Source organism: Olivibacter sp. SDN3 (assembly GCF_014334135.1).
Classification (GTDB): domain Bacteria; phylum Bacteroidota; class Bacteroidia; order Sphingobacteriales; family Sphingobacteriaceae; genus Olivibacter.
The window spans coordinates 1698726-1720289 of record NZ_CP060497.1 but is presented as its reverse complement, the minus strand read 5'-3'; the positions used below and the strand labels follow the sequence as shown (position 1 = coordinate 1720289).

The 21564-nt window shown below is 40.2% G+C and carries 19 protein-coding genes; 9 read left to right on the top strand and 10 right to left on the bottom strand.

What is annotated here, in order from left to right; translation table 11 throughout:
- Positions 1–139 precede the first annotated feature (139 nt).
- Entirely contained in the window at positions 140–1330 is a 1191-nt protein-coding gene (locus tag H8S90_RS06950) for an anhydro-N-acetylmuramic acid kinase (RefSeq protein WP_187341841.1), read from the top strand.
- A 9-nt stretch (positions 1331–1339) separates the two neighbouring features.
- Here the strand turns inward: H8S90_RS06950 and trpC are convergent, their stop codons facing one another.
- The 5 genes from trpC to H8S90_RS06925 form a co-directional block, all read right to left on the bottom strand.
- Positions 1340–2128 (bottom strand): indole-3-glycerol phosphate synthase TrpC, encoded by a 789-nt coding sequence (trpC, locus tag H8S90_RS06945; RefSeq protein WP_187341840.1) that lies wholly within the window; start codon positions 2126–2128, stop codon positions 1340–1342.
- A 51-nt stretch (positions 2129–2179) separates the two neighbouring features.
- Positions 2180–2773 carry an aminodeoxychorismate/anthranilate synthase component II gene (locus H8S90_RS06940; protein ID WP_187341839.1) on the bottom strand — a complete coding sequence of 198 codons (594 nt, stop codon included), beginning with the start codon at positions 2771–2773 and terminating at the stop codon, positions 2180–2182.
- A 44-nt stretch (positions 2774–2817) separates the two neighbouring features.
- Positions 2818–4227, bottom strand: coding sequence for an anthranilate synthase component I family protein (locus tag H8S90_RS06935; RefSeq protein WP_187341838.1), 1410 nt, complete (start codon positions 4225–4227; stop codon positions 2818–2820).
- Between the two features lie 267 nt (positions 4228–4494).
- Positions 4495–4947 (bottom strand): cytochrome B, encoded by a 453-nt coding sequence (locus H8S90_RS06930; RefSeq protein WP_187341837.1) that lies wholly within the window; start codon positions 4945–4947, stop codon positions 4495–4497.
- 41 nt (positions 4948–4988) lie between these two features.
- The gene (locus tag H8S90_RS06925) at positions 4989–7460 is read right to left on the bottom strand and encodes an outer membrane beta-barrel family protein (RefSeq protein WP_187341836.1); all 2472 of its coding nucleotides are present in this window, start codon (positions 7458–7460) and stop codon (positions 4989–4991) included.
- 136 nt (positions 7461–7596) lie between these two features.
- On the opposite strand from H8S90_RS06925, the gene H8S90_RS06920 reads away from it, so the two are divergent.
- Entirely contained in the window at positions 7597–8187 is a 591-nt protein-coding gene (locus H8S90_RS06920; RefSeq protein WP_187341835.1) for a thioredoxin family protein, read from the top strand.
- A 29-nt stretch (positions 8188–8216) separates the two neighbouring features.
- Here H8S90_RS06920 and H8S90_RS06915 read toward each other — a convergent pair whose 3' ends face one another.
- The 4 genes from H8S90_RS06915 to H8S90_RS06900 all read right to left on the bottom strand — a co-directional run bounded on the left by H8S90_RS06915 (position 8217) and on the right by H8S90_RS06900 (position 13287).
- Positions 8217–8501 (bottom strand): ATP-dependent Clp protease adaptor ClpS, encoded by a 285-nt coding sequence (locus tag H8S90_RS06915; RefSeq protein ID WP_187341834.1) that lies wholly within the window; start codon positions 8499–8501, stop codon positions 8217–8219.
- 335 nt (positions 8502–8836) lie between these two features.
- The gene (locus H8S90_RS06910) at positions 8837–9715 is read right to left on the bottom strand and encodes an SDR family oxidoreductase (protein WP_187341833.1); all 879 of its coding nucleotides are present in this window, start codon (positions 9713–9715) and stop codon (positions 8837–8839) included.
- A gap of 4 nt (positions 9716–9719) precedes the next feature.
- The gene (locus H8S90_RS06905) at positions 9720–10484 is read right to left on the bottom strand and encodes an enoyl-CoA hydratase/isomerase family protein (RefSeq protein WP_187341832.1); all 765 of its coding nucleotides are present in this window, start codon (positions 10482–10484) and stop codon (positions 9720–9722) included.
- A gap of 82 nt (positions 10485–10566) precedes the next feature.
- Positions 10567–13287 carry a TonB-dependent receptor plug domain-containing protein gene (locus H8S90_RS06900; RefSeq protein WP_187341831.1) on the bottom strand — a complete coding sequence of 907 codons (2721 nt, stop codon included), beginning with the start codon at positions 13285–13287 and terminating at the stop codon, positions 10567–10569.
- A gap of 176 nt (positions 13288–13463) precedes the next feature.
- Between H8S90_RS06900 and purD the strand changes: the two genes are divergently transcribed.
- Both purD and H8S90_RS06890 read left to right on the top strand, forming a co-directional pair.
- Positions 13464–14741: a phosphoribosylamine--glycine ligase gene (gene purD, locus H8S90_RS06895; protein ID WP_187341830.1), complete on the top strand. Its 1278-nt coding sequence runs from the start codon at positions 13464–13466 to the stop codon at positions 14739–14741.
- A gap of 222 nt (positions 14742–14963) precedes the next feature.
- Positions 14964–16493 (top strand): hypothetical protein, encoded by a 1530-nt coding sequence (locus H8S90_RS06890; protein WP_187341829.1) that lies wholly within the window; start codon positions 14964–14966, stop codon positions 16491–16493.
- A gap of 56 nt (positions 16494–16549) precedes the next feature.
- On the opposite strand, the gene H8S90_RS06885 is transcribed toward H8S90_RS06890, so the two are convergent.
- A complete protein-coding gene (locus H8S90_RS06885; RefSeq protein ID WP_187341828.1) occupies positions 16550–17257 on the bottom strand; it encodes an SAM-dependent methyltransferase in 708 nt (235 codons plus the stop codon).
- A gap of 70 nt (positions 17258–17327) precedes the next feature.
- On the opposite strand from H8S90_RS06885, the gene H8S90_RS06880 reads away from it, so the two are divergent.
- The 5 genes from H8S90_RS06880 to H8S90_RS06860 all read left to right on the top strand — a co-directional run bounded on the left by H8S90_RS06880 (position 17328) and on the right by H8S90_RS06860 (position 21429).
- A complete protein-coding gene (locus H8S90_RS06880; RefSeq protein ID WP_187341827.1) occupies positions 17328–17663 on the top strand; it encodes an MGMT family protein in 336 nt (111 codons plus the stop codon).
- Positions 17660–18211, top strand: coding sequence for a DNA-3-methyladenine glycosylase I (locus H8S90_RS06875; RefSeq protein ID WP_187341826.1), 552 nt, complete (start codon positions 17660–17662; stop codon positions 18209–18211). The genes H8S90_RS06880 and H8S90_RS06875 overlap by 4 nt, the downstream gene beginning before the upstream one ends.
- A gap of 721 nt (positions 18212–18932) precedes the next feature.
- A complete protein-coding gene (locus tag H8S90_RS06870) occupies positions 18933–20030 on the top strand; it encodes a DUF6695 family protein (RefSeq protein ID WP_187341825.1) in 1098 nt (365 codons plus the stop codon).
- A 345-nt stretch (positions 20031–20375) separates the two neighbouring features.
- Positions 20376–20939, top strand: a complete 564-nt coding sequence (locus tag H8S90_RS06865) for a Crp/Fnr family transcriptional regulator (RefSeq protein WP_187341824.1) — start codon at positions 20376–20378, stop codon at positions 20937–20939.
- Positions 20940–21036: 97 nt separating this feature from the next.
- Positions 21037–21429, top strand: coding sequence for a RidA family protein (locus tag H8S90_RS06860; RefSeq protein WP_187341823.1), 393 nt, complete (start codon positions 21037–21039; stop codon positions 21427–21429).
- Positions 21430–21564: the final 135 nt, after the last annotated feature.

Here is a 21564-nt window from a genome sequence, read left to right as displayed (position 1 = left end):
GTTTCATTTAAGGTGAGAAGCAAAAATAATGAAATAATGTTTTGATCGTAGTACTTTCATCATGTTTTTAATTTAATTTTGGTTCTATACATTAATCAATCGAGTGCGTAAATTTTTCCAATTTTAGAGAGAGAACATAATGATAGCAAAACTCGCAGAAATTGCAAACAAACAAGAACGGACTATTTTAGGTATGATGTCGGGCACTTCTCTCGATGGGCTGGATCTAGCCCTTTGCGTTATCCGGGGAGCAGGCAAAGACACTTCGTTGGAAGTACTCCAATTTAAAACAATATCCTATGCACCCTCTTTTGTAAAAGAAGTAAAAGCTATTTTTTCAAAACCTAGGATTGACCTGGCTAAATTATGCGCCATGAACGCAATCATCGGTTCTACTCATGCCGCGATGGTATTAGATACGTTGGAAGATTGGAATACACCTAGGAAGGAGGTCGATTTAATCGCCTCACATGGACAAACCGTTTATCATGCGCCTCAATCCCTCACAGGCAATTATCACGTGCCAAATAGCACACTACAAATTGGCGACGGCGATCATGTAGCGGTGAAGACCGGCATCATCACTTTATCAGATTTCAGACAGAAACATGTGGCCGCAGGGGGGGAGGGCGCCCCTTTAGCTGTATATGGAGACAGATTACTCTTTTCGCACAAGGAAGAGGATCGTTTCCTACTGAACATAGGTGGCATTTCCAATTTTACATACCTTCCAGCCGCAAAATATGATACAGACAATTTACTATCAACTGATACAGGTCCTGGCAACACATTAATGAATCACTACATGCAACAACACTTTAATCAAGCTTTCGATGATGATGGCCAATTTGCTTCCAAGGGCACAGTTCACCCGAAATTACTCGAAGCGCTATTTGATCATTCATTTTTTGCCCTTCCAACGCCAAAAACGACCGGTCCTGAGCTATTCAACCTAGCATATTTAACAGCGGCACAAAAAAACTCTTCTACACAAAAGTTAGCACATGAAGATGTCATGGCTACTTTGGCGGCTTTCACTGTCAATAGCATTGCCCTATCCATCGAAAGTATTCAAACAAACGATACCATAAAAAAAATCCTTGTAAGTGGTGGCGGTTTTCACAATTCAAATTTAATGTACCATCTACAAAAAAGGCTCCCATCTTATATCGTAAATCCACTGGACGAACTGGGTGTTACCAGCGATGCAAAAGAAGCAATCTTATTCGCCTTGCTGGCTAACGAAACAATCGCAGGAAACCCACAAGGTATGATGGGAGGAATAGGGGCCCCAACTGTTTCTTTAGGAAAGATAAGTTTACCTTATTAGTAGACAAACCTATTTTCGTAGCTCCTTTGTAAAATTTATAACCGCAGCGGAAGGATCTTCCGTTTTCATAAAATTTTCACCAATAAGGAATGCTTGAAAACCAGCGTGTTTTAACTTTCTAATTGTACCAGGATCGCTTATACCACTCTCCGACACTTTGATATATTGGTCGGGAATTTTATCCACCAGATCCAGAGAGTGCTGGATGGAAACAGAAAAATCTTTCAGATTTCTATTATTAACGCCTATTGCGTCTATTTCGGCATAGGTGTTTCCTACAAGCTCTTCTTCGTTATGTATTTCAAGCAGTACATTTAAGCCTAATGCCTTTGCATATTTTGAGAATCGTCCTACATCCTCTTTTGACAGCACTGCTGCTATGAGCAAAATAATATCTGCGCCATAAGCCTTTGCCTCTTCAATTTGATAAACATCTAGCACAAAGTCTTTTCTCAATAGAGGAATATCTACTTGTGATCTAGCCTCCTTTAAATCATCCAATGATCCCTTAAAAAAGAAAGAATCGGTCAGTACCGAAATAGCCGAGGCTCCGGAAATTGCGTAACTTTTTACCACTTCGTTCAGCTCTACGCTATCATTAATAATACCTTTTGAAGGAGATGCCCTTTTAAATTCAGCTATCACCCCTGTTCGCGCATTGTCTAACACAAAATCACGCAGCCTATAACAGGTTCGGCCATAAAGTGGTGTGTTTTTTAGTTCTTCTAAACTAACTTTTTCCTTTGCTTCAGCTACCTCTCGCTTTTTTCTTTCTATAATTTTATCTAAGATATCCATCTATTTTCAACTATTCACTTGTACTTAGTAAACTTGTTAGTTTGCTATCAATCAACGTTTCAACCAATTCTCAATGATTTTTTTTCCATGTACACTTAATACAGACTCTGGATGAAACTGTAGCCCTTTTACATCATACGTTTTATGCCTGAGCGCCATGATAACCCCTTCCTCGTCCAATGCAGTTATTTCCAACTCGCTAGGAAACCCTTCTCTGTCTACTGCCCAAGAATGATAACGACCAACCATAAAAGATGTTGGTAGTCCAGAGAATAACGGTTCTTCCTCATCAATCACTTTTAAAGGTGTGGCCGTGCCGTGCACAGGTCTCTTGAGGTTAAACAATTTGCCTCCATACACTTCTGCTATTGCCTGTTGCCCCAAACAAATACCTAGAATACTTTTTGAGGTGCCATATACCCGAATGACCTCTAATAATAAGCCGGATTCTTCCGGAATTCCCGGTCCAGGTGATAAAAGAATCTTATCATAAGCAGCCACGTCTTCAATGTTAAATTTATCATTCCTTATTACGGTACAATCCATTCCACATTCCTGTAGGAGATGTACCAGGTTAAAGGTAAATGAATCATAATTATCTACCACCAAAATCTTTGGTTCGGTAGCAAGTTCGTTGTGTATCATTTTATATTTTCAATCACTATAAGCAGTTAACTTGCTTTTGAATCCTAAATGCTTTCTGCTAAAGCTAACGCCTTTCTCAAAGCTGCAATTTTATTATTAACTTCATTCAATTCGCCTTCAGCAGAAGAATCTGCGACGACGCCCCCCCCTGCCTGATAGTGCAATCTATTTTTTTTGCTCAGAAAAGTCCGAATCATAATCGCATGATTGAAGTCACCGTTAAAACCCATAAACCCTATCGCACCGCTGTAGAAGCCACGCTGTTGTTTTTCGTATCTGTCAATGAGCTGCATGGCCATATGTTTAGGTGCTCCGCTAAGTGTACCGGCAGGAAATGTATCGCCAACCACATCGAATGAGTTCACCCCTTCCTGAAGCGTGCCTGCAACCTTAGACACCAAGTGGATTACGTGCGAATAAAACTGCGCTTCTTTGAATGATTTAACGTCAACACCCACACAGTGTCTGCTCAGATCATTTCGAGCGAGATCTACTAACATCACGTGCTCGGCACTTTCTTTTGGGTCTGATTTCAATTTTTCTGCAATCTGTAAATCCTCCGTCATGCTCCCTGTACGCTTAAATGTACCCGCGATAGGATAAATGCAAGCTTCCTTATCTTTTATTGTCAATTGTGCTTCTGGCGAAGAGCCAAATAGTTTAAAATCTCCATAGTCAAAATAGAAGAGGTAAGGAGAGGGGTTCACCGATCTTAGGCTGCGGTATACGTTAAATTCGTCACCGAGAAATGGCCTACTGAAAGCTCTGGATGGCACAATTTGAAATACATCTCCCCGAAATATATGTTCTTTGGTCTTTTCCACTAAGGCCATATATTCTTCATCAGTCTTATTAGACGTCTCGTCGCCATTCAATTCAAAGCGATACTCAGGAAAGTTTTTGTTTTGTATGAGGTATTGAATTTTGTCCAACCCATCGTCTGGTTGCGTTCCATAGGTATGTTCAAAGATATAAAGCTCATTACGAAAATGATCAATTGCGATTACATATCGATATATATGATACTGCAAATAAGGGATATTTCGAACGTCATCTATCGGAGTATGGAGCGTAATATCTTCAAAGTGTGCGACTGCATCAAATGTAAAATAACCAAATAATCCGTTTGAAATGAACTTAAAGGGCGGCTCATTTACTACCTTAAAAGACTGACGAAATAAAGAAACCTCTTCTCGTAGATTAATACTATTTGCAGCCCTAGCTATCTTTTTGCCATCGGGATAATATATTTCTAAGGACTTCTCATCTAATGTTATGCCGGCCATCGGTTCGCAACAGACATAACTCATACTGTTCTCTTTACTATGATAATCCGAGCTTTCCAACAATAAGCTATTAGGGAAGACATCCCGCAGTCTCAAGTAAATGCTTACGGGAGTTGTGGTATCTGCTAATAGTTTTTTAAACCTTGTCTTTAGTTGATATACATTCATTTATATTTTATTTTATCCGATTCAATACACACAAAAAAACCCGACGAATTACGCGTCGGGTTCTTTTAGGCTATGGTTGATCAATCTATGCCATTAATATATGCTCCCGGCGCTGCGTTTTGCATGCCACCACCAGTTACGTATATCTTTAGTTTCGACTGTCATGATGAAGCAAACCTAATATAAAATTTCAACATTTCAAACTTTGTGTAAATTTTTTATGACTTTTTTGATTGCCATCACTTTTTGTTGGCTGTACCTTCTCACTTAAAAACCCCAAAATGTTATAAACCCTTTATTTACAGCCATTAAAATTGCAGCCATAATAATTACAAAAGCAATGGTGTAAAATATTGCTATAGATTTGTGTTTAGCAACAGCAGTAGTCCCTTTCTTCGATTTAGCATGTCCTATGGTAATTAAAATCACTGCAACCACCATCATACTGATATGTTCTACCGTCCAGTACCGTAAGTTAGCTGTTCTCATAACCGTACCCATATCATTGAAAGTAACCATGGTACTCAGAGCATATAAAAAGAGACCAACAAGCAGTTGTACATGTGTAGCTATTAAGGTAAATAAATTGAGTTTTCTATTACCTTCGGTATAGCTTTTTTTCCCTAGAAGCCCGCCTATAGCCGTCACAATTGCCAATATCAATAATATGAGTACCACATAACGTAGCCCCGAATGCAGATGTTTAAGTCCTGTGTACATATTGTTTAGTTTTTGTCGTTGCCTACAAAAATACAATCTTTTTATGGCATTTCTCCCCCATTTTGGTAATCATCGGTATCTTCTCTTTTGTCATCTTTCTGATTTAAATCGCGGTTTCCAAAACGATAAGAGAAGGTAACCATCACCACCGGACCTCTCATCCATCTTCTCTGAAACTCTCGAACGAATTGTGCCGTAGACTGCTCCCCACCAAATCGACGCTGGTTTAGAAGATCGCGCACATTAAACAGAATACTACCCTTATTATCAAGCACATCCATTTTAACCCCCGCATCCAGCATAAACATATCGATAGACCGTCCTTGCGCCATTACTCTCGGCGCCATATAATTTGCCCGCATCTGTGCCGTCAAATTTTTTGCTATTCTTCCGTTTCCGGTAAGATTAGCATCCCAATTTATACCGCTGTTCTCAGGAACTCCGAACTCTTCGCTTCCTTTAAAGGCTAAATAGTTCCCGTTAAAATTTGCTGTTACATCAAAACGGGGACTGAGTGTAAACTGAGAGATGAGCTCAATTCCTGTTGCTTCATTTCTGCTGATATTCTGGAATCTTGAAAAGGTTGCATTTGTTTCGCTTGAAGCAGAATCAACAATCATTTCGATTACATCGTTAGTTCTACGGTGATAAACCGAGGAGGTAAAATTAACCTTATCCCATTGCTTAGAGTAAGCCAATTCAAAAGAATGTATATCTTCAGGCATAAGATTAGGATTACCTTGGCGAAGGTTCATGGGGTCAGAAACATTAATGAAAGGATTTACCTGCCATCCACGGGGCCTATTCACTCTACGCGTATAACTCAACTGGAGGTTTTGGCCTTCGGTCAGTTCCTGTGTAAGGTATATGCTCGGATAAATCCTGAAATAATCCAAGCGTCCTCTTGCAATGCGATCATCAGGAGGCAGTTCAGGATCGAATGAAATGTATTCCGTATTAAGATATGCCTGCTCCGCCCGCAACCCAATCTGATAACCAAATCTGTCCGTTAATTTATTTTGGTAGTTCGTATATAGGGCGTGAACAATATCTTCCAGGTTAAAGTCATTGGTTATTCCATAATCTCTTACCCAACGGCCACTGTCGGGCAGAAACATGTCAGAAAGCTGTTGTTCTTCACCCCTACGAATAGTCGTTCGATAACCGGCCTCGAGTTTTTGTTCCTTACTAAAGGGCAAAGTATAATCGATCTGGATATTGGTATTTTTACCATCCTCATAAGTATCATTGATTCGGTTATTGTCAATTGGAATAGCTGCATTCGATGCCGACTGTTCAAAAGTTTGTATACCATCCTCCTTACTTCTCCCATATGAAAAGTTCGCTACTAACTCTTCTCCTTCACGCCTGAACTCTCGCTTAAAATCGAAACTAAGCTCGTAGGCAAAATCATCTTCATCCTGCCTAGTATAGCGCGGGCTGGTACCGATAACACCGCCCAATGTATCATAGTAGGTATAAAATAAATCTTCCGAACGTACATTATCCCTTACATTCATGTTACCAGATAACCCAATGGTTGTTTTTTCATCCAGGAAATAGTCCGCACCCAAACGTATCATATGACTTAAACCGGTACGGGCATTCTCACTGGTGTTGAATACACGCGAACCATCGTTATATCGGTTATCATTAAACCCGTTACCTGGAGAATTTCTTCTCCTGAAGTTGTAACCGGCGAAGTAGTTAAATTTTGTGTCACGATAATTCAGATCAAGTCCGGCGTTGTAATTATGGTAAGACCCGCCCCCTGCACGCACCATGCCGTTAAAACCTGTACGCACATTCTTTTTAAGAATAATATTGATAATACCTCCCTGACCTTCCGGATCATATTTAGATGAAGGGTTAGTCATTACCTCCACTCGTTGAACCGAATTAGCCGGAAGCGATTCTAATAGGTCATTGATATTACTTCCTGCTAAGGCAGACCGTCGGCCATCTATCAGAATAGTGACGTTACTAGACCCTCTTAAACCAACATTGCCATCCATATCTACGGATAGCGAGGGTACATTCTGTAATAATTCTGTTGCGGTCCCTCCCTCACTTACAATACTCTGCTCTACATTAAACACCTTACGATCAATCCCCATCTCCATAGCTGGAGGTGTACCGTCGATTACGACCTCTTTCAACAAGGTTGATGAAGAGGGGCTTAGTCTAATATTTCCAAGAGATAATTGTTGCCCTGAGCTTATGCGGACGGCAAGCTGTTCATAAGCATTATAACCAACAAAACTTGCACGAATAATATAAGTACCTGCCGCTATTCCAGTAAAATTAAATTCTCCTTTTTCGTCTGTTTGACCACCTTTCACAGCTTGCTTATTTTGTTGATTTAGCAAGGTGACGCTCGCAAAATCAATAGGCTGATTATTAACAGAGTCTATTACTCTCCCACTTATGCTCGTTTGGTCTTGAGCATGCCCACGCACTCCTAAAAATAGGATTAAAAATAACGCTACATTCCTTAGCAAAAGTACCTTCATTGTATTTACTTGTTTTTAGTTGTTCTGACAGGGCCAAAATTAATATAATCAATCAGGGTATGACTTCATTTTATGTAATAAGATTAACCAGTAACACCATTATTACAGTTATTGCCGTATATTTACCCACATGCTCGTGAATACTGTACCTCAGCGAAGATTTGACTACGAAGCATATCTATCGTTTGTCAAAGAACTTTTAGTAAATAATTCAACAACTGGACCCGATCAATCCGATTTCCTTGTTAAATTCACTGCTTTGAATTTAACACGTATGCAGCGGATTGTAAAGACATTCATATTTGAGGAAGAACTTCAAACGATCATTAGTCAACTAAAAAAGAGATATCTGTTTATTGTTATTACGGAAGCGTGGTGTGGTGACGCTGCTCAAATATTACCGATCATCTACCATATTGCCACGGCAAACCCTACCCACATTGACCTACAGTTGGTACTTAGAGATGAAAACCCGTTGTTTATGGATAAATACCTAACCAATGGAACCAGAAGTATTCCAAAGTTAATTATTTATGATCTAGCAACAGCAAAAGAAGTAGTTCACTGGGGTCCCAGGCCTAAGCAGCTACAATTATATATAAATGACCTCAAAGCGAAAGGATTAGATAAAGAAGAGTGGATAGAACGCGTAATGCTTTGGTACACCAAAGATAAAACGATAACAACACAGAAGGAGTTAGCTGAGCTACTTGACTCAATGGAATAAAGTTTTATTCTCCATTATGAATATAGTATCTATTCAATACTTACAGTCAACCCCTCCTCTTTAAGTATTTTACGATACACATCTACCTCTGTAAAAGTACCTTCTAACACCGCACATTTACCTTCGTTATGCACCTTCCATGCTATTTTTTCTGCCTGACTCTCGCTGTAATCCAAATACTTCATCAAACAATTGATAACATGTTCAAAGGTGTTAACTTCATCGTTCCATAAAATCAACCGATGATATTCCTTTGTTGCTGCAAGGATTTCTTCCAGTGTAAAAGTTTCTTCCTGTACCTGTGTATCTGCCATTATCACCCTTTAATCACAAAATTAAATAAAATGCCACGCATTCATGAATACCGTTGATAACAATTAGCATGAGTAATTGTATTTTGTATGCAAAAAAATGCAGACAGCATATAAAATGCAATTTGTCTATCTCTCCTCTGCCGTTGAGAACCTATTTTAACAGAGGGATCAAGTATACCTAACTAAACTTACTTTTTTGACGGATATATACCTATATACAGGCATTGCCAATTTTTGTTAAATATTTTTAACAAAAATACATAAAGCTCCTTAAAAAATATAAGCAGGTGCTATTTAATTGTAATATTAATCGGAAATCGGATGGTTTTCATCTCTCAGCCTCCCTTTGTTTTTTTTATCTGCGCGGCCAATTGGTCCCACAGTTTTTCAGGAACGGCTTCAAGCGCACTAAATTGCCCCGCGCCCTGCAACCATTCTCCGCCATCAATGGTTACGACTTCTCCATTGATAAATCCAGCATAATCAGACATCAGGAAAGCGGCTAGATTAGCAAGCTCCTGATGCTCGCCCACTCTTTTCAAAGGGACACGCTGTTTGAAATCAAATTTTTCCGCTAAATCTCCTGGCAATAAGCGGTCCCAGGCCCCCTTTGTTGGGAAAGGGCCAGGTGCTATAGCGTTATTCCGAATACCGTACTTTCCCCACTCTACTGCGAGAGAGCGCGTGAGCGCAAGCACTCCTCCTTTTGCCGCAGCAGAAGGCGCTACATACGCCGAACCAGTAAAAGCGTATGTGGTTACAATATTTACAATGGCAGCAGGTTGCCGTTGACTTATCCAGTGTTTACCAAAAGTTAAACTCATGTTTACTGTACCCTTCAATACGATATCAATAACCGTTGAAAAGGCATTCGCAGAAAGTCTTTCAGTGGGAGAGATAAAATTTCCAGCTGCGTTATTTACCAATCCATCTACATGACCAAAGGTATTAACAGACTTATTCAGCAAATCTTCAATGGCCTGTATATCTCGCACATCACAAGCCAGCGGCAAAACTTGTTGCCCTGTTTTTTTCATCAGCTCCTCTGCAGTTCGATCTAAAACATCTTGTTTTCTACTGGCGATAACTACCTGTGCCCCAAGCTGCAAAAAATAAGTGCTCATCGCTTTTCCGAGCCCCGTTCCGCCGCCAGTTACCACTATAACCTTCCCTTGTAAGGCATTTTCACGCAAAGCGCCATTACTAATATTCATAAATTTATTTTCCCTTTTTAAGATTTTCTATAATGGTTTTTAACATCGATCGCGTAGAAGGTTCCCACCATTGTTTTAAAACCATGTCGATTGCCTCGGTAGGATCTTGATCAAAATGCGTGATAAGCTCTTTTCGCATATTCAACTTACTTTTTTGCCACGTCTCCCAATTAAGTTGGATATATTTTTTCATTTGCTTTTCCACTGCTGTATGTATTTGGTTAGCGGGTACCATCTCGTCAACCAAACCAACTTTTAACGCACGCTGAGGTTGCAATAAAGCCCCTTCTAGTAAAAAGCGGTATGCCCTTGCTCTTCCCAGCCAAAAGCTATAGAGATCAAAAATACTATCCGGAACAATAATTCCAACGGGCACTTCATTCAAACCAATGACGTAATCCCCCTCCACCATCACACGATAGTCACAACATAAGGCCAGCACACAACCCCCAGCTGGGCTGTGCCCTCCGATAGCGGCAATGGCGGGCTTACTAAAAGAAACGAAAGCCTTAATCAAATCGAGAAAATGGTGCCAAAAATCCTTTATCTGATCGTGATCGTAGTTATATAAAGTAATCAAATCCAGTCCGGAACTAAAAAAACCTTCTTTCCCATGCAAAACAAGCCCTCCAATGTTATCATCTTTCTGAATAATTTCCAAGGTACCCTTTAACTCTTTTACCATCTCATCGTCGATAGCATTCGAACTCCCTCGGTTCATGATCAAATGAGCAACACGTTCTCTGACTTCCAGCTTTAAATATTCCATATATTAATTTCTATATTATTTTTTCTAACTAATCCTTTAACAAAGCGGCATAGGCACCACCGTTTTTCACGGTACATCGCCATTACTCGACCCTAATATAACGAATCACTCTCCCAATGTGACCTTCAGTATCTAATCCTTCAACAACAATCTGATACATGCCCGGTTCGTCGGCCGTATAAAAAGATATAGCTGCTTCTCCGTTTTCATTTGTCACGATATCGGGTTTCCAATAAATGGTAGAACGAAGGTCGGACATATCCCCGTTTTCTGCCTCAGGCGTACTATAATCAGGCGAATAGAATTCCCTTATCTCATAAAAGCCTTGTGGACTAAAAGTGGTAATTCCGGGAGTAAAGAGTTCCCTACTGAAATTCCTTGGTTGATCTCCTCTTCTCGTGGTAATAATTAACACACCTCCACTGCCATACATACCGTATATAGCGGTATTTCCAATCGTTCGTAACACTTCTACTGAGGCCACATCAAAAGGGTTGATGATGTTGAGCGCAGACGCATCCATATACATTCCATCCAATATAATTTGCATAGGCTGGTTTTGCGAGCGCATGCTATAGGGAATACCATTTCTAAAGATCACACCTACTAAACGCCCATTTAAACAGACATCCAACGTAGGGCAGCCGTTAAAAAAGACTTCATCGCCGCTAATAATTTGATCAGCTCTGCCCGGACCGTTTAAGTTTGCAGAGTATTTGGCCGGATTTTCCTTTTTATCGCGCACCTCCACCTCTTCCAGCACAATACTCCGTTCCAAAAAACCATATTTCTGTAATTCTTCAAGCGATTTATCCGTATCTTCCAGATAACTGCCCAATGACTGGTTAGCGTCGACCGTAACATCAGGTGAATTTCTATTCTGCGACACTTGTTGTTTTGGAACTTCATCTAATTTAATTTCCACATTTTTTCGCCCCCTGGCATCCCTAGCCTGTACAACAAAGTTAGTGCTATCATAAAAGATAATTTTATCAAAATTGAACCGGCCATCAGGGCCTGTTAACGTATCCATTACAGAAGCATTTTGTGGCGAAATAACCGTTACCTTCGCTTTGTCAACCGGATCGCCGTTAGATTTGGTAATCGTTCCGCTTATTCTTATCTCTTTTTCCGACTTATAAGATAGTTCCGGCAGGTTATCGTCCTTTATATTTTGCCAGAAAGATTGATCTGGGAGCTGTGTTAACATTAAGTTGTCCATTTGCCGTTTTATCGCTGCGTTTTCCTCTTCAAAATAATAGCCAGGCCTTTCAATATATCCCTTGGTATCTGTACTTAGTAATAGTGTAGACAAAATACTTATCTCTTTTTTTGCGCTATCCGGTACTTTATCCATATTCGTTACGGCAATAGAAAAAGTGCCCACCCGTGTGGAATCGTTAATTCCTGTAGCCTTAATCTTTAGATCAACTTTTTCACGCCGGGTATAGCTTTGTTTGTTAGCTTCTAACTGCAAAGGCAATATATCCTCCGGATTGATATTAAAGATCGCCCTATCGGCAACCAAATCCATTTGCTCATCAAGGAGCGATATTTTCACAACACCCGAAGGAATACTTTTTCTAGGTATGCTAACCGTAAGATCGCTTTTTTCTAATTTACTCTTAGCTGCATAAAAAACCTGACCGTTAGTTTGCGCAATCACAGAAATTTGCTGGCCTTTGATGATGGATGGAGATGCCGCAACCTGTATCCAAACCGCATCTTCAACCGCATTATTCACGGCTAAACCAAAACCTTCTTTTAAGGGGGCAGGTAAGTTCGTTTTTATCTGCTCACCGTCTTCAAATTCCACCACGGCAATATATTCACGATCGGCTGTTGCTGCTAATGAAAAATTGCCCATCCCCGCGTGGTCACTCGAAAAATCTACGATGCGCTCCCCTTCGCTTTCCACATAACCAGTCACTTTAGCTCCTTTTCCCTCACCTTGAGTTGCTTTAAACCCTACTTTACTAAAAATATTGCTTAAAAGGGCTCCGCTTTCAGGATAGAACTGTACAGCATGTGCAGTTGCCGCTACTTGTATCGGGATGCGCTTAACGATGGGCGGTCTATCCATGTTTTCTATGTGTAAGGTAAGAAACCCTTTACGCACATCGACACCATCTTTACTCGCAAAATCTAAATTCAATGTGCCGGTTTCATCAAATTTCGCTTTTCCCTTCGCTGTACTTTTAGCGTCCAATTTTATTTCATAGTTTACCTGCCTTTCACCTACCGGTTCACCATTGAGATCTTTTAACTTGATGATACTATGTACAATCTCTTGCTCCTTTTCATTTTTACTTAAGGTAAATTCACTGGAGGTAATCAAACCGTCAGACATGCTGTTACCGATCACAAAGGTTTTATCGAAAAAAAAGTCGTCATCAAAATTTCGCATCCAGTTCGTATAAGCACGCACACGATAACTACCTTCTGCCAAAGTATCAGGTAATTTAAAATCACCTACAGCTAACCCGGAAATTACCGGCAACCTTCTCGACTGTACAATTTCATTACTATTATTAATGAGCTCCACATACATAATTTTACTGACAGCAGAAAGAAAGTTGAACTGACTTACTGTTACGTAGGCCTTAAACCAAATATCTTCTCCCGCCACATAATATGGCTTATCCATGTGTAAGTAAACCTTTTCTTGTGGATACTGCTGCTGATATTTTTTTAAGTTCGCCAACATACCATTAAGCGCATCGCTAGTATCTGTTTTTTGCTGAGCCAGCAATAGACAGGAAGGAGATATCAAAAGCAACAAAAAAAACAATTGTTTTCTCATCGGGAGCGGCGTTAACAGTTTATTTTAAACAAAAAACAACAAGAAAGGTTTATAGCGATCACCCTCAGTATATAGATTTTTTTTGCGAAAATCAGCAGCTCCGAATAAAAAGAGTGACCAAGGGAAGGGAAGTCCACTAAAAAAAATATCTTTGTGAGGTCATCAAATAAAATACAATGAACATTCTATTAATCGGTTCGGGCGGAAGAGAAAGCGCCTTTGCTTATAAAATTTCACAAAGTCCGCGAAATACTCAGCTGTTTATTGCGCCGGGGAACGCCGGGACAGAAACGTACGGAAAAAATATAAACATCAAAGTTACCGATTTTGAAGCAATAGGCAGGTTTGTCATAGAAAACGACATCAAACTAGTTGTGGTAGGCCCTGAAGAACCCTTAGTGAAAGGTATACATGACTTCTTTCTAAACAACGAGCAGCTACACAAAATTCCTGTTATTGGCCCTCAGGCCCAAGGGGCACAATTAGAAGGCAGTAAAGATTTTTCTAAACAATTTATGCTTCGGCATCGTATACCAACCGCCCATTCACGATCTTTTACCAAAGACTCCTTGCAAGAAGGATTAGCGTATTTGGCAGACAAGCAGCTACCCATCGTATTAAAAGCTGATGGTTTAGCCGCAGGTAAGGGGGTACTAATATGCGCTACGCTTGAAGAAGCGAAAAAAGAGTTGAAAGCGATGTTAGCCGATGCCAAATTTGGAGCGGCCAGCAGCAAGGTAGTTATAGAAGACTTTCTTCAAGGCATTGAACTATCGGTTTTTGTACTTACGGATGGCAAGGATTACAAAATATTACCGTCGGCAAAAGACTACAAACGTATCGGGGAAGGCGACACCGGGCTTAATACAGGTGGGATGGGGTCAGTTTCTCCAGTTCCCTTTGCGGATGACGCTTTCCTAAAGAAGGTTGAAGACCGTATTGTTATACCCACTATCGAAGGACTTAAGACTGATGGCATCCCTTATAAAGGCTTTATATTCATCGGTTTAATGAACGACGACGGCAACCCCTATGTCATTGAATATAATGTACGGATGGGCGATCCCGAAACAGAAAGCGTTTTGCCTAGAATAGAAAGTGATTTTGTAGAATTACTACTGGGTGTTGCGGAAGAAAATTTAGCACAGAAAACATTAAAAGTATCCGAAAAAACCGCAGCAACGGTAATGTTAGTTTCGGGAGGTTATCCTGGAACCTATGAAAACGGCAAAACCATCACGGGCTTAGAAAATATTAAGGAGTCCATCCTCTTCCATGCAGGCACTACCTTATCTCATGATGAAGTAAAAACTGCAGGAGGACGTGTACTAGCGGTTACCGCACTTCGAGATAACCTGCTCGATGCATTGCAGCAGGCAACGGCCGATGCCGGCAGGATATTTTTCGACGGTAAAAACTTCAGGAGAGACATCGGTTTCGATCTTATCGATTAGCTCTTTATTTTTCCCCTTTAAAGGCTTATGGAATAAATTGACTATCTTTTTCCATAGGCCTTCTCTTAAATAAGCCTCTACCAATCTTTCATTCATTTTCGTTCATTATATGAACAAGGTCACTTCTTTAGATTCTATTTTCTACTATTGTAAATCTGTCACCTTTTGTTGACTTGTGTTTTCCTTCAGGTCGACTACTGATTTATTAAAAAATAAACGATTATGAAAAAAAAATCTCTACTCCAAGTGTTTATTTTCCTTAACCTGTTTCTAGCGGGACTAACAAGCTGCAAAAAGGAAACAACGTTACCCAACTCCGAGGAAGATATTGAACTCCAAGAGGTAACATTCAAGTTTAAAGGCTTCTCTTCCGTTATTAAACCACTAGCTACTACTGCTCATGCCAATCGGCAAGCAGCGGGTATGAGTTTTTCCCAACAGCAGAATTTCAGTAACACACTTAATGCATCCGAAACATCGTATTTATACTTTTGGTCGTTTAACAGCAGTAACCTGCTCCCCGACGTCGCTATTCACCGTGCCGGTTCGGGGATTACGCTTGAATCTGAAGATGATCAAGCATCTTATTTTCCTGGATACGGTAATGATCAGTTTCCTGCAGGCTACTGTCTCAGCACCCGTGGCACACAAAGTCTGTTATTCGCAATGCCCCTTAACGAGGTATCAGAGCTTAGTAGTTTGGCCTTAGACGTTGGAAGCTCAAACACCGGCCCAAAGAATTTTGGGATTTACTATTCGGTTGATGGAGGAAATGAATTTACCTTAATCTCAGACGACAACCAATTTACCAATATGAATGCCCAGGCACGTAATCAATTTACCTTTGATTTAAGTGAGTTGACCGACGCCCTTGATGAGCCGGATTTCCTGATTAAGATCGAACCTTTTGCAGGTGATCGAGGCTCTGCAGGTGAATATAATGATAAAACAGGAACTTTTCGGGTAGACAACTTTCGACTATCGGGCGTTTTCGATGGCGAAATTATTGATGATAAAGAACCTCTTATCAATCAAATTCATTATTATATTTTTAACGCCGATGACCATCAATTAGCTACCGAGGGTATATCTGCATTAGATGAAAAAACGGAAGAAGAAAACCAGCTTTCCATCAGATTGCCTTCAGGTACTTATTACGCGTTTTTCGTTTCCAATACCTCCTCAAAGGATTTATTGCTCCCTGCCGAAATAAACCAGGCTTCTGATCTATATATTGCCAACCACTTTGATAATGCCCAAGCTATTATTTTCGGCGCAACCACGCCAACCTTTGACATGAGCACGAATGTACAATTAGATGTAATACTGAATAGACATTTTAGCAATATTTTGTTTGAATTTACCGATGAGGAGGATCTCACGGAAATCGGTGAAATCCATATTAGCCGGGTACATGAAAACATTACCTATACTCCCTTTGGCTCTCCGGAGGCACAACCTATCACAGACGCAGCGACTATCCGGTTTAGCACCCCCTTTACCGATGGGGAAAACATCATAAGTTTCAATCAGTTTCTTGGCGAAACAGCAGTTCCACTAGAACTTGATTATGAGATAACGGTGTTAGACCAACATGGAAATCTATTGAGGACGTTTGCTCTGCAGGGTAAAGCTCCAAATAACGTACAACTCATATTTAAGGGCGAACTGCTCTCCGGCACGGACCGCACAGGTGGATTTCTTATAGACTGGAATCATCACTGGGACGACACAATTACCGAGTCATTCTAAAAATTAGGAATCGATAGTTCTGCAATGTTTTACCTCATGGTATTCTTATTACTGCTTTACAGTAAGAGGAATATCGCTGGTTTCTTATGCAGATCTATCTTTCTTTTACGCCACTGTGCTATGGTCTCTGTAGTAATCAGCTCGTCGGAAGCAGTTATATTACATGCTACACACAGTTTTGTTTTTGGCGAGCACACTTTCAATACTTCCTCTAGCAATTGGTTGTTTCTAAAGGGCGTTTCCATAAACAACTGTGTCTGATGGTACCTTTGAGCCAGCTGTTCAAGTTCTTTTATTTTCTTCGATCGGCCCCCTTTGTCTATAGGTAGATAGCCATGAAATGCAAAACTCTGCCCATTTAGCCCGGAAGCCATTAATGCCAAGATCATAGCATTTGGTCCTACCAATGGTTTAACAGGTATACCCAGTTGGTGCGCACGCATGACAATGTCCGCGCCCGGATCAGCAATTGCAGGACACCCCGCTTCACTCATTAGGCCTACATCCTTACCCGCAAGTAAACCTTGGTAAAAATGAGACTGATCGTTTTGATGTCTCGAGTGTTTACCATAATCGTGTATAATCAGCTCACTTTGGGCTATTTTCAAATTCGCCAACTTCAAAAATTTACGGGCACTTTTTTCGTTTTCTACAATATACTCATCAATGGTATTAATGGTTTCCGTTAGGAAGGGCGTATAAGAAACGGCCGCTCCATTTTCTGTCAACGGTACGGGTATTAAGTATAAAGTTCCTTTGAGCATAATACAAAGATGCATTTTTTGAATAGAATTTCACTATTTTAGCAAGGCATTAAAAGAATACCGAAGAAGCATGGAAGATTTAAATTTCTATGAAAGTGTTTATGCCTTAGCTCGGCATATTCCAGAAGGTAGAGTTACCTCTTACGGTGCTATTGCTAGGGCATTAGGTCGTGAAGGCGCAGCTCGAATAGTAGGGTATGCGATGGGAAACGCAGGAAAAGCAGAACCACCGGTTCCTGCACATCGTGTATTGAACAGTAAGGGCGAGCTCAGTGCCAAAGCCGCTTTTGGCCACCCGAATCTCATGCAGCAATTATTGGAAAACGAGGGTGTGCAAATAAAAAACGATCGTGTGATAAATTTTAAATCCGTTTTTTGGGACCCCTTAGTAGAGGACATTATATGAAACGTTGTGCTTGGTGCGGAAATGACCCGTTATATGTAGCATATCATGATCGGGAATGGGGGAAACACGTTAACGATGATCGTACATTATTTGAGTTTTTAATACTCGAGTCTGCACAAGCAGGTTTAAGCTGGATAACCATCTTGAGAAAAAGGGTCGGCTACCAGCGAAACTTCGCAGACTTTGATGCGAGAAAAGTAGCGTCTTTCAGCGATGAAGACGTAGAAAAGATTTTACAAGACCCCGGTGTTATCCGAAATAAAGGTAAGATTCAGGCAACCGTCACCAATGCACAGATTTTTCTTAGCATCCAGAAAGAGTTCGGATCGTTCTATGCCTACCTCTACTCCTTTATGCCAGATCAGTCACCTATCAACAATGATGTTAACGATTATGGAAACTTCATGACCACCTCGCCCGAATCTGACCTTATCTCAAAAGATTTAAAAAAAAGAGGCATGAAGTTTTTCGGAAGCACGATATGTTACGCATTTATGCAAGCGGTGGGAATGGTAAACGATCATGAGGTAGGTTGTAGTTTTAAATAAATTCTCCTTCGATTATCCTTCTAAATTGTTCCAACGATCGGGCTAAACTTATTGTATGGTAAGCTCTTCAGCCATAGTCAAACCAGCTTAAACTTATAAAAAAGCCTAGAATGATCTATTCTTAATAAATCCAACAGAGGATACCATACACCTTGATCTCGATAGAATAAAAAGAAAGGAAATATCCTTTTGTTATAGTGGTATTAATGGTATAAGTTGTCTCCATAATAATAAAGCAAAGCATTCGCTCAAACACTCATTGATCAACATTGCGAGAAAGAATAATGCTAACTGTTTTCTCGTAAACAAATTGGCAGTATATGTATTATTAAAACATTTTTTTAATAATACAGAAAAAGTAAGTAAAAAAGTTAAGAGATATAAAACAAACCGATAGTGCGAACAACGGAAATAATTACCATACACCTTAAACGATTTCATAATCGAAAAAGGCAAGCTTCATTCTACACCATGGATAATATTAATAAATTTATTAAATCACACAGCAATAGTGTAATTTTACATATTCGTCACCATCATTTCCACTTAGGCAAGTATAGAATGGTTGAATCAATTTATATTTTATATTTACGATGTAGAATAGTACTGACGTAAAACAAATTATGAACTAAAATGAATTACTGGATCATGATGAGGCCATGGCGTGAAATTGCTAAAGCACCTCAGAATGGTTTAACAGTACGAGTAAAAGCAGAAAACTTTGATTGAGAATCTTACATACAATGATTTGGCCATTATCATCGCGTGGCCAGATGCAACTATGAGAGGTGATGAAAACTGGATGATGTTTTTCAAAAAAATCGGACTAGTCAAAAACCTGAACTTCAGAGTTGGTCACACCGCCATCATCTTGGTCGACCCCGAAACCAAACGCTTATTATACTACGATTTCGGCCGATATATTTCACCGAGGGGTTACGGCAGGGCAAGGTCAGTACTTTCCGATCCGAGACTCCGACTCCACACCAAAGCCAAAATCGACCGAAACAACCAAATATGCAATCTATACGAAATCATGGAAGAAATGGACAGCATAAAGGAGATCACCCAAGGTGTGGGACGCATATATTTTTCGGTGGCAGAGGGATTGTCGTTTATCAAGGCAAAGAAGTATGCAGATGACTTGGTCAAGGAGGGCTCCATGCTCTATGGAGCCGTTGCCCGTGGCAACAACAATTGCTCGCGGTTCGTCACCCGACTCTTAGCAAGCTCATCCAAAAAATACGGCCTCTTCCACGGTATCCGCTATCCAGAGACGATCAAATCGAGTCCGATGAGCAATGTGGTCAACGTAAGAAGGGACCGACTTGTTTATCTTTACGATGATCTAAATGGGTTGAAGCGCATCCGTATGTCTCGTTTTCAGTCAATAGCCTTCTTGCTTCAGCAGTTATATGACAACGTTTCTACCAGGCGTGCATTGTCGCTTCCCGACGATACGATTATAGGTGCAATGGAAGCGAGTAAAAGGCCGACTAGCCTACCAGAAGAAGCACAGTGGCTCGGCGGTGTGGGAGAAGGTGCCTGGTATTTGATTAAGCCGAATGGCCTGGCCGGACACTTCGTCGTTTCGCGATATACTGAAACAGGCGAATTGGAATATGAACGAATATTCAGAACAGAAAGCCCCTTTGATATAAATCAATCTTTCGCTATCACTTATGACAGTCACCTCTTATTTACCACCATCATCCAGGGTAATAATATAATACGCTTACATGCGCTTACCGATGATCAAACTGCGGAAGAATATTTACCGGTTGAGTCAGAAGACCACAAATTGAAACGCTCTGGTTAATATCATTTTCATTCAAATTGACAGTGCCTCTTAATAAGCTCCCTGCGCTATCCACCTGTGCTTCACTCCCTATTTAGCCCCTGTTTACCCACTATTAGTTCACTGTTAGTCCGCTTTTACTACCCTAAAGGCGGATATACAGGGGATATACCGTGGATAGGAGGGGACTAGGACCTGAAGGAAGCTAAGCAGGTGGTAGCCATTGTCTGGCATTACCTTTACGCAAAATATATTTGATTTTAACACTTAAGCGCCAGCTCAATAAAGAAAAAAGCCACCTTACCTACGAGTAAATAAATTTTGTGATGTATCTTGCGTAGGATATTTAACTTTTCGTAAGCACCTATGCACAACGAGCTAAGACGTCATATAGAAGAAATTGTACCGCTTACCGATAATGAGTTTTCATTGATTACATCACATTTTACCTTCCAAAAATTCAAGAAAAATGATTTTTTGATTCACCAAGGAGAAAGAGTAAAACATACTTATTTCGTTATTTCCGGACTTTTAAAACTTATCTATCACGATGAATCCGGAAAAGAACATATTCTGTCGTTCGCAATGGAAGACTGGTGGGAAACCGATTATCGGGCCTTTTATACTACATCCAATGCCACTATGTCTCTGCAGTGCCTAGAAGATACCGAGGTTCTTCGCATTACCTTGGAAGACTACCTTCATCTGTGCACTATTTTACCAAAAATCGTTTCATTTTTTCTTGAGAAAGCAACATCCGGGCATATTGCATCCCAACAGCGCATACTATCCCTCCTAAGTTCGAGCGCGCAGGATCGATACGAGCAACTGCTTCATCGCTATCCTTCTTTATTTCAACGGGTATCTAAAACGCTGCTTGCATCTTATCTCGGCGTTTCAAGAGAAACGCTTAGCAGACTTACTTTATGAAAATTTGGTCTGTATAAATAGTGACCTATGTCACAGGAACCTGGACCTAAATCTCCTCATCTTTGTAGTATCATTCATAATTAAAATAAAGAGAGAGATGCAAAAAAGAATCATTAATCCCTGGACATGGTCAGAAGACCGAGGATATGTGCAAGCAGTAGAAGTAAAACAAGTAGAAAGCACATTGTATTGTGCCGGTCAGGCGGCAGTGCTTTCCGATGGAACATCTAGCGATGCAGACATGAAGACTCAAATGAAAATAGCATTGCAAAATTTGGAAAAAGTCATTTCCGAAGCAGGTTATGAGTGCAAAAACATCGTTCGTTTAAACCTTTTTTCAACATCAACAGAAGAACTTTTATCGACCTGTTTTGATGTTTATGTAAACTGGGCTAAAAAAAATAATGTACAGACTGCTCTTACTGCTATGGAGGTAAACTCACTTTACGAAACACTCAATATTGAGTTTGAGGCAACGGTAGTCAAATAAAGACAAGTTGATTTTTATACAGACACCTCGTTCGTAAGACTTTTAGCTACAGGACCACTTTTTATGGGGCTTTATATGAAAACGATTGGTTTTGTAATGGCGGTGTACTTGATTTAGAATAAAGAAAATGAATAA

Bases quoted from the DNA above. Each gene is read 5' to 3' on its own strand.
- H8S90_RS06950 (WP_187341841.1), top strand. From the start codon at position 140: ATGATAGCAAAACTCGCAGAAATTGCAAACAAACAAGAACGGACTATT.
- trpC (WP_187341840.1), bottom strand. From the start codon at position 2,128: ATGGATATCTTAGATAAAATTATAGAAAGAAAAAAGCGAGAGGTAGCT.
- H8S90_RS06940 (WP_187341839.1), bottom strand. From the start codon at position 2,773: ATGATACACAACGAACTTGCTACCGAACCAAAGATTTTGGTGGTAGAT.
- H8S90_RS06935 (WP_187341838.1), bottom strand. From the start codon at position 4,227: ATGAATGTATATCAACTAAAGACAAGGTTTAAAAAACTATTAGCAGAT.
- H8S90_RS06930 (WP_187341837.1), bottom strand. From the start codon at position 4,947: ATGTACACAGGACTTAAACATCTGCATTCGGGGCTACGTTATGTGGTA.
- H8S90_RS06925 (WP_187341836.1), bottom strand. From the start codon at position 7,460: ATGAAGGTACTTTTGCTAAGGAATGTAGCGTTATTTTTAATCCTATTT.
- H8S90_RS06915 (WP_187341834.1), bottom strand. From the start codon at position 8,501: ATGGCAGATACACAGGTACAGGAAGAAACTTTTACACTGGAAGAAATC.
- H8S90_RS06910 (WP_187341833.1), bottom strand. From the start codon at position 9,715: ATGAATATTAGTAATGGCGCTTTGCGTGAAAATGCCTTACAAGGGAAG.
- H8S90_RS06905 (WP_187341832.1), bottom strand. From the start codon at position 10,484: ATGGAATATTTAAAGCTGGAAGTCAGAGAACGTGTTGCTCATTTGATC.
- H8S90_RS06900 (WP_187341831.1), bottom strand. From the start codon at position 13,287: ATGAGAAAACAATTGTTTTTTTTGTTGCTTTTGATATCTCCTTCCTGT.
- purD (WP_187341830.1), top strand. From the start codon at position 13,464: ATGAACATTCTATTAATCGGTTCGGGCGGAAGAGAAAGCGCCTTTGCT.
- H8S90_RS06890 (WP_187341829.1), top strand. From the start codon at position 14,964: ATGAAAAAAAAATCTCTACTCCAAGTGTTTATTTTCCTTAACCTGTTT.
- H8S90_RS06885 (WP_187341828.1), bottom strand. From the start codon at position 17,257: ATGCTCAAAGGAACTTTATACTTAATACCCGTACCGTTGACAGAAAAT.
- H8S90_RS06880 (WP_187341827.1), top strand. From the start codon at position 17,328: ATGGAAGATTTAAATTTCTATGAAAGTGTTTATGCCTTAGCTCGGCAT.
- H8S90_RS06875 (WP_187341826.1), top strand. From the start codon at position 17,660: ATGAAACGTTGTGCTTGGTGCGGAAATGACCCGTTATATGTAGCATAT.
- H8S90_RS06865 (WP_187341824.1), top strand. From the start codon at position 20,376: ATGCACAACGAGCTAAGACGTCATATAGAAGAAATTGTACCGCTTACC.
- H8S90_RS06860 (WP_187341823.1), top strand. From the start codon at position 21,037: ATGCAAAAAAGAATCATTAATCCCTGGACATGGTCAGAAGACCGAGGA.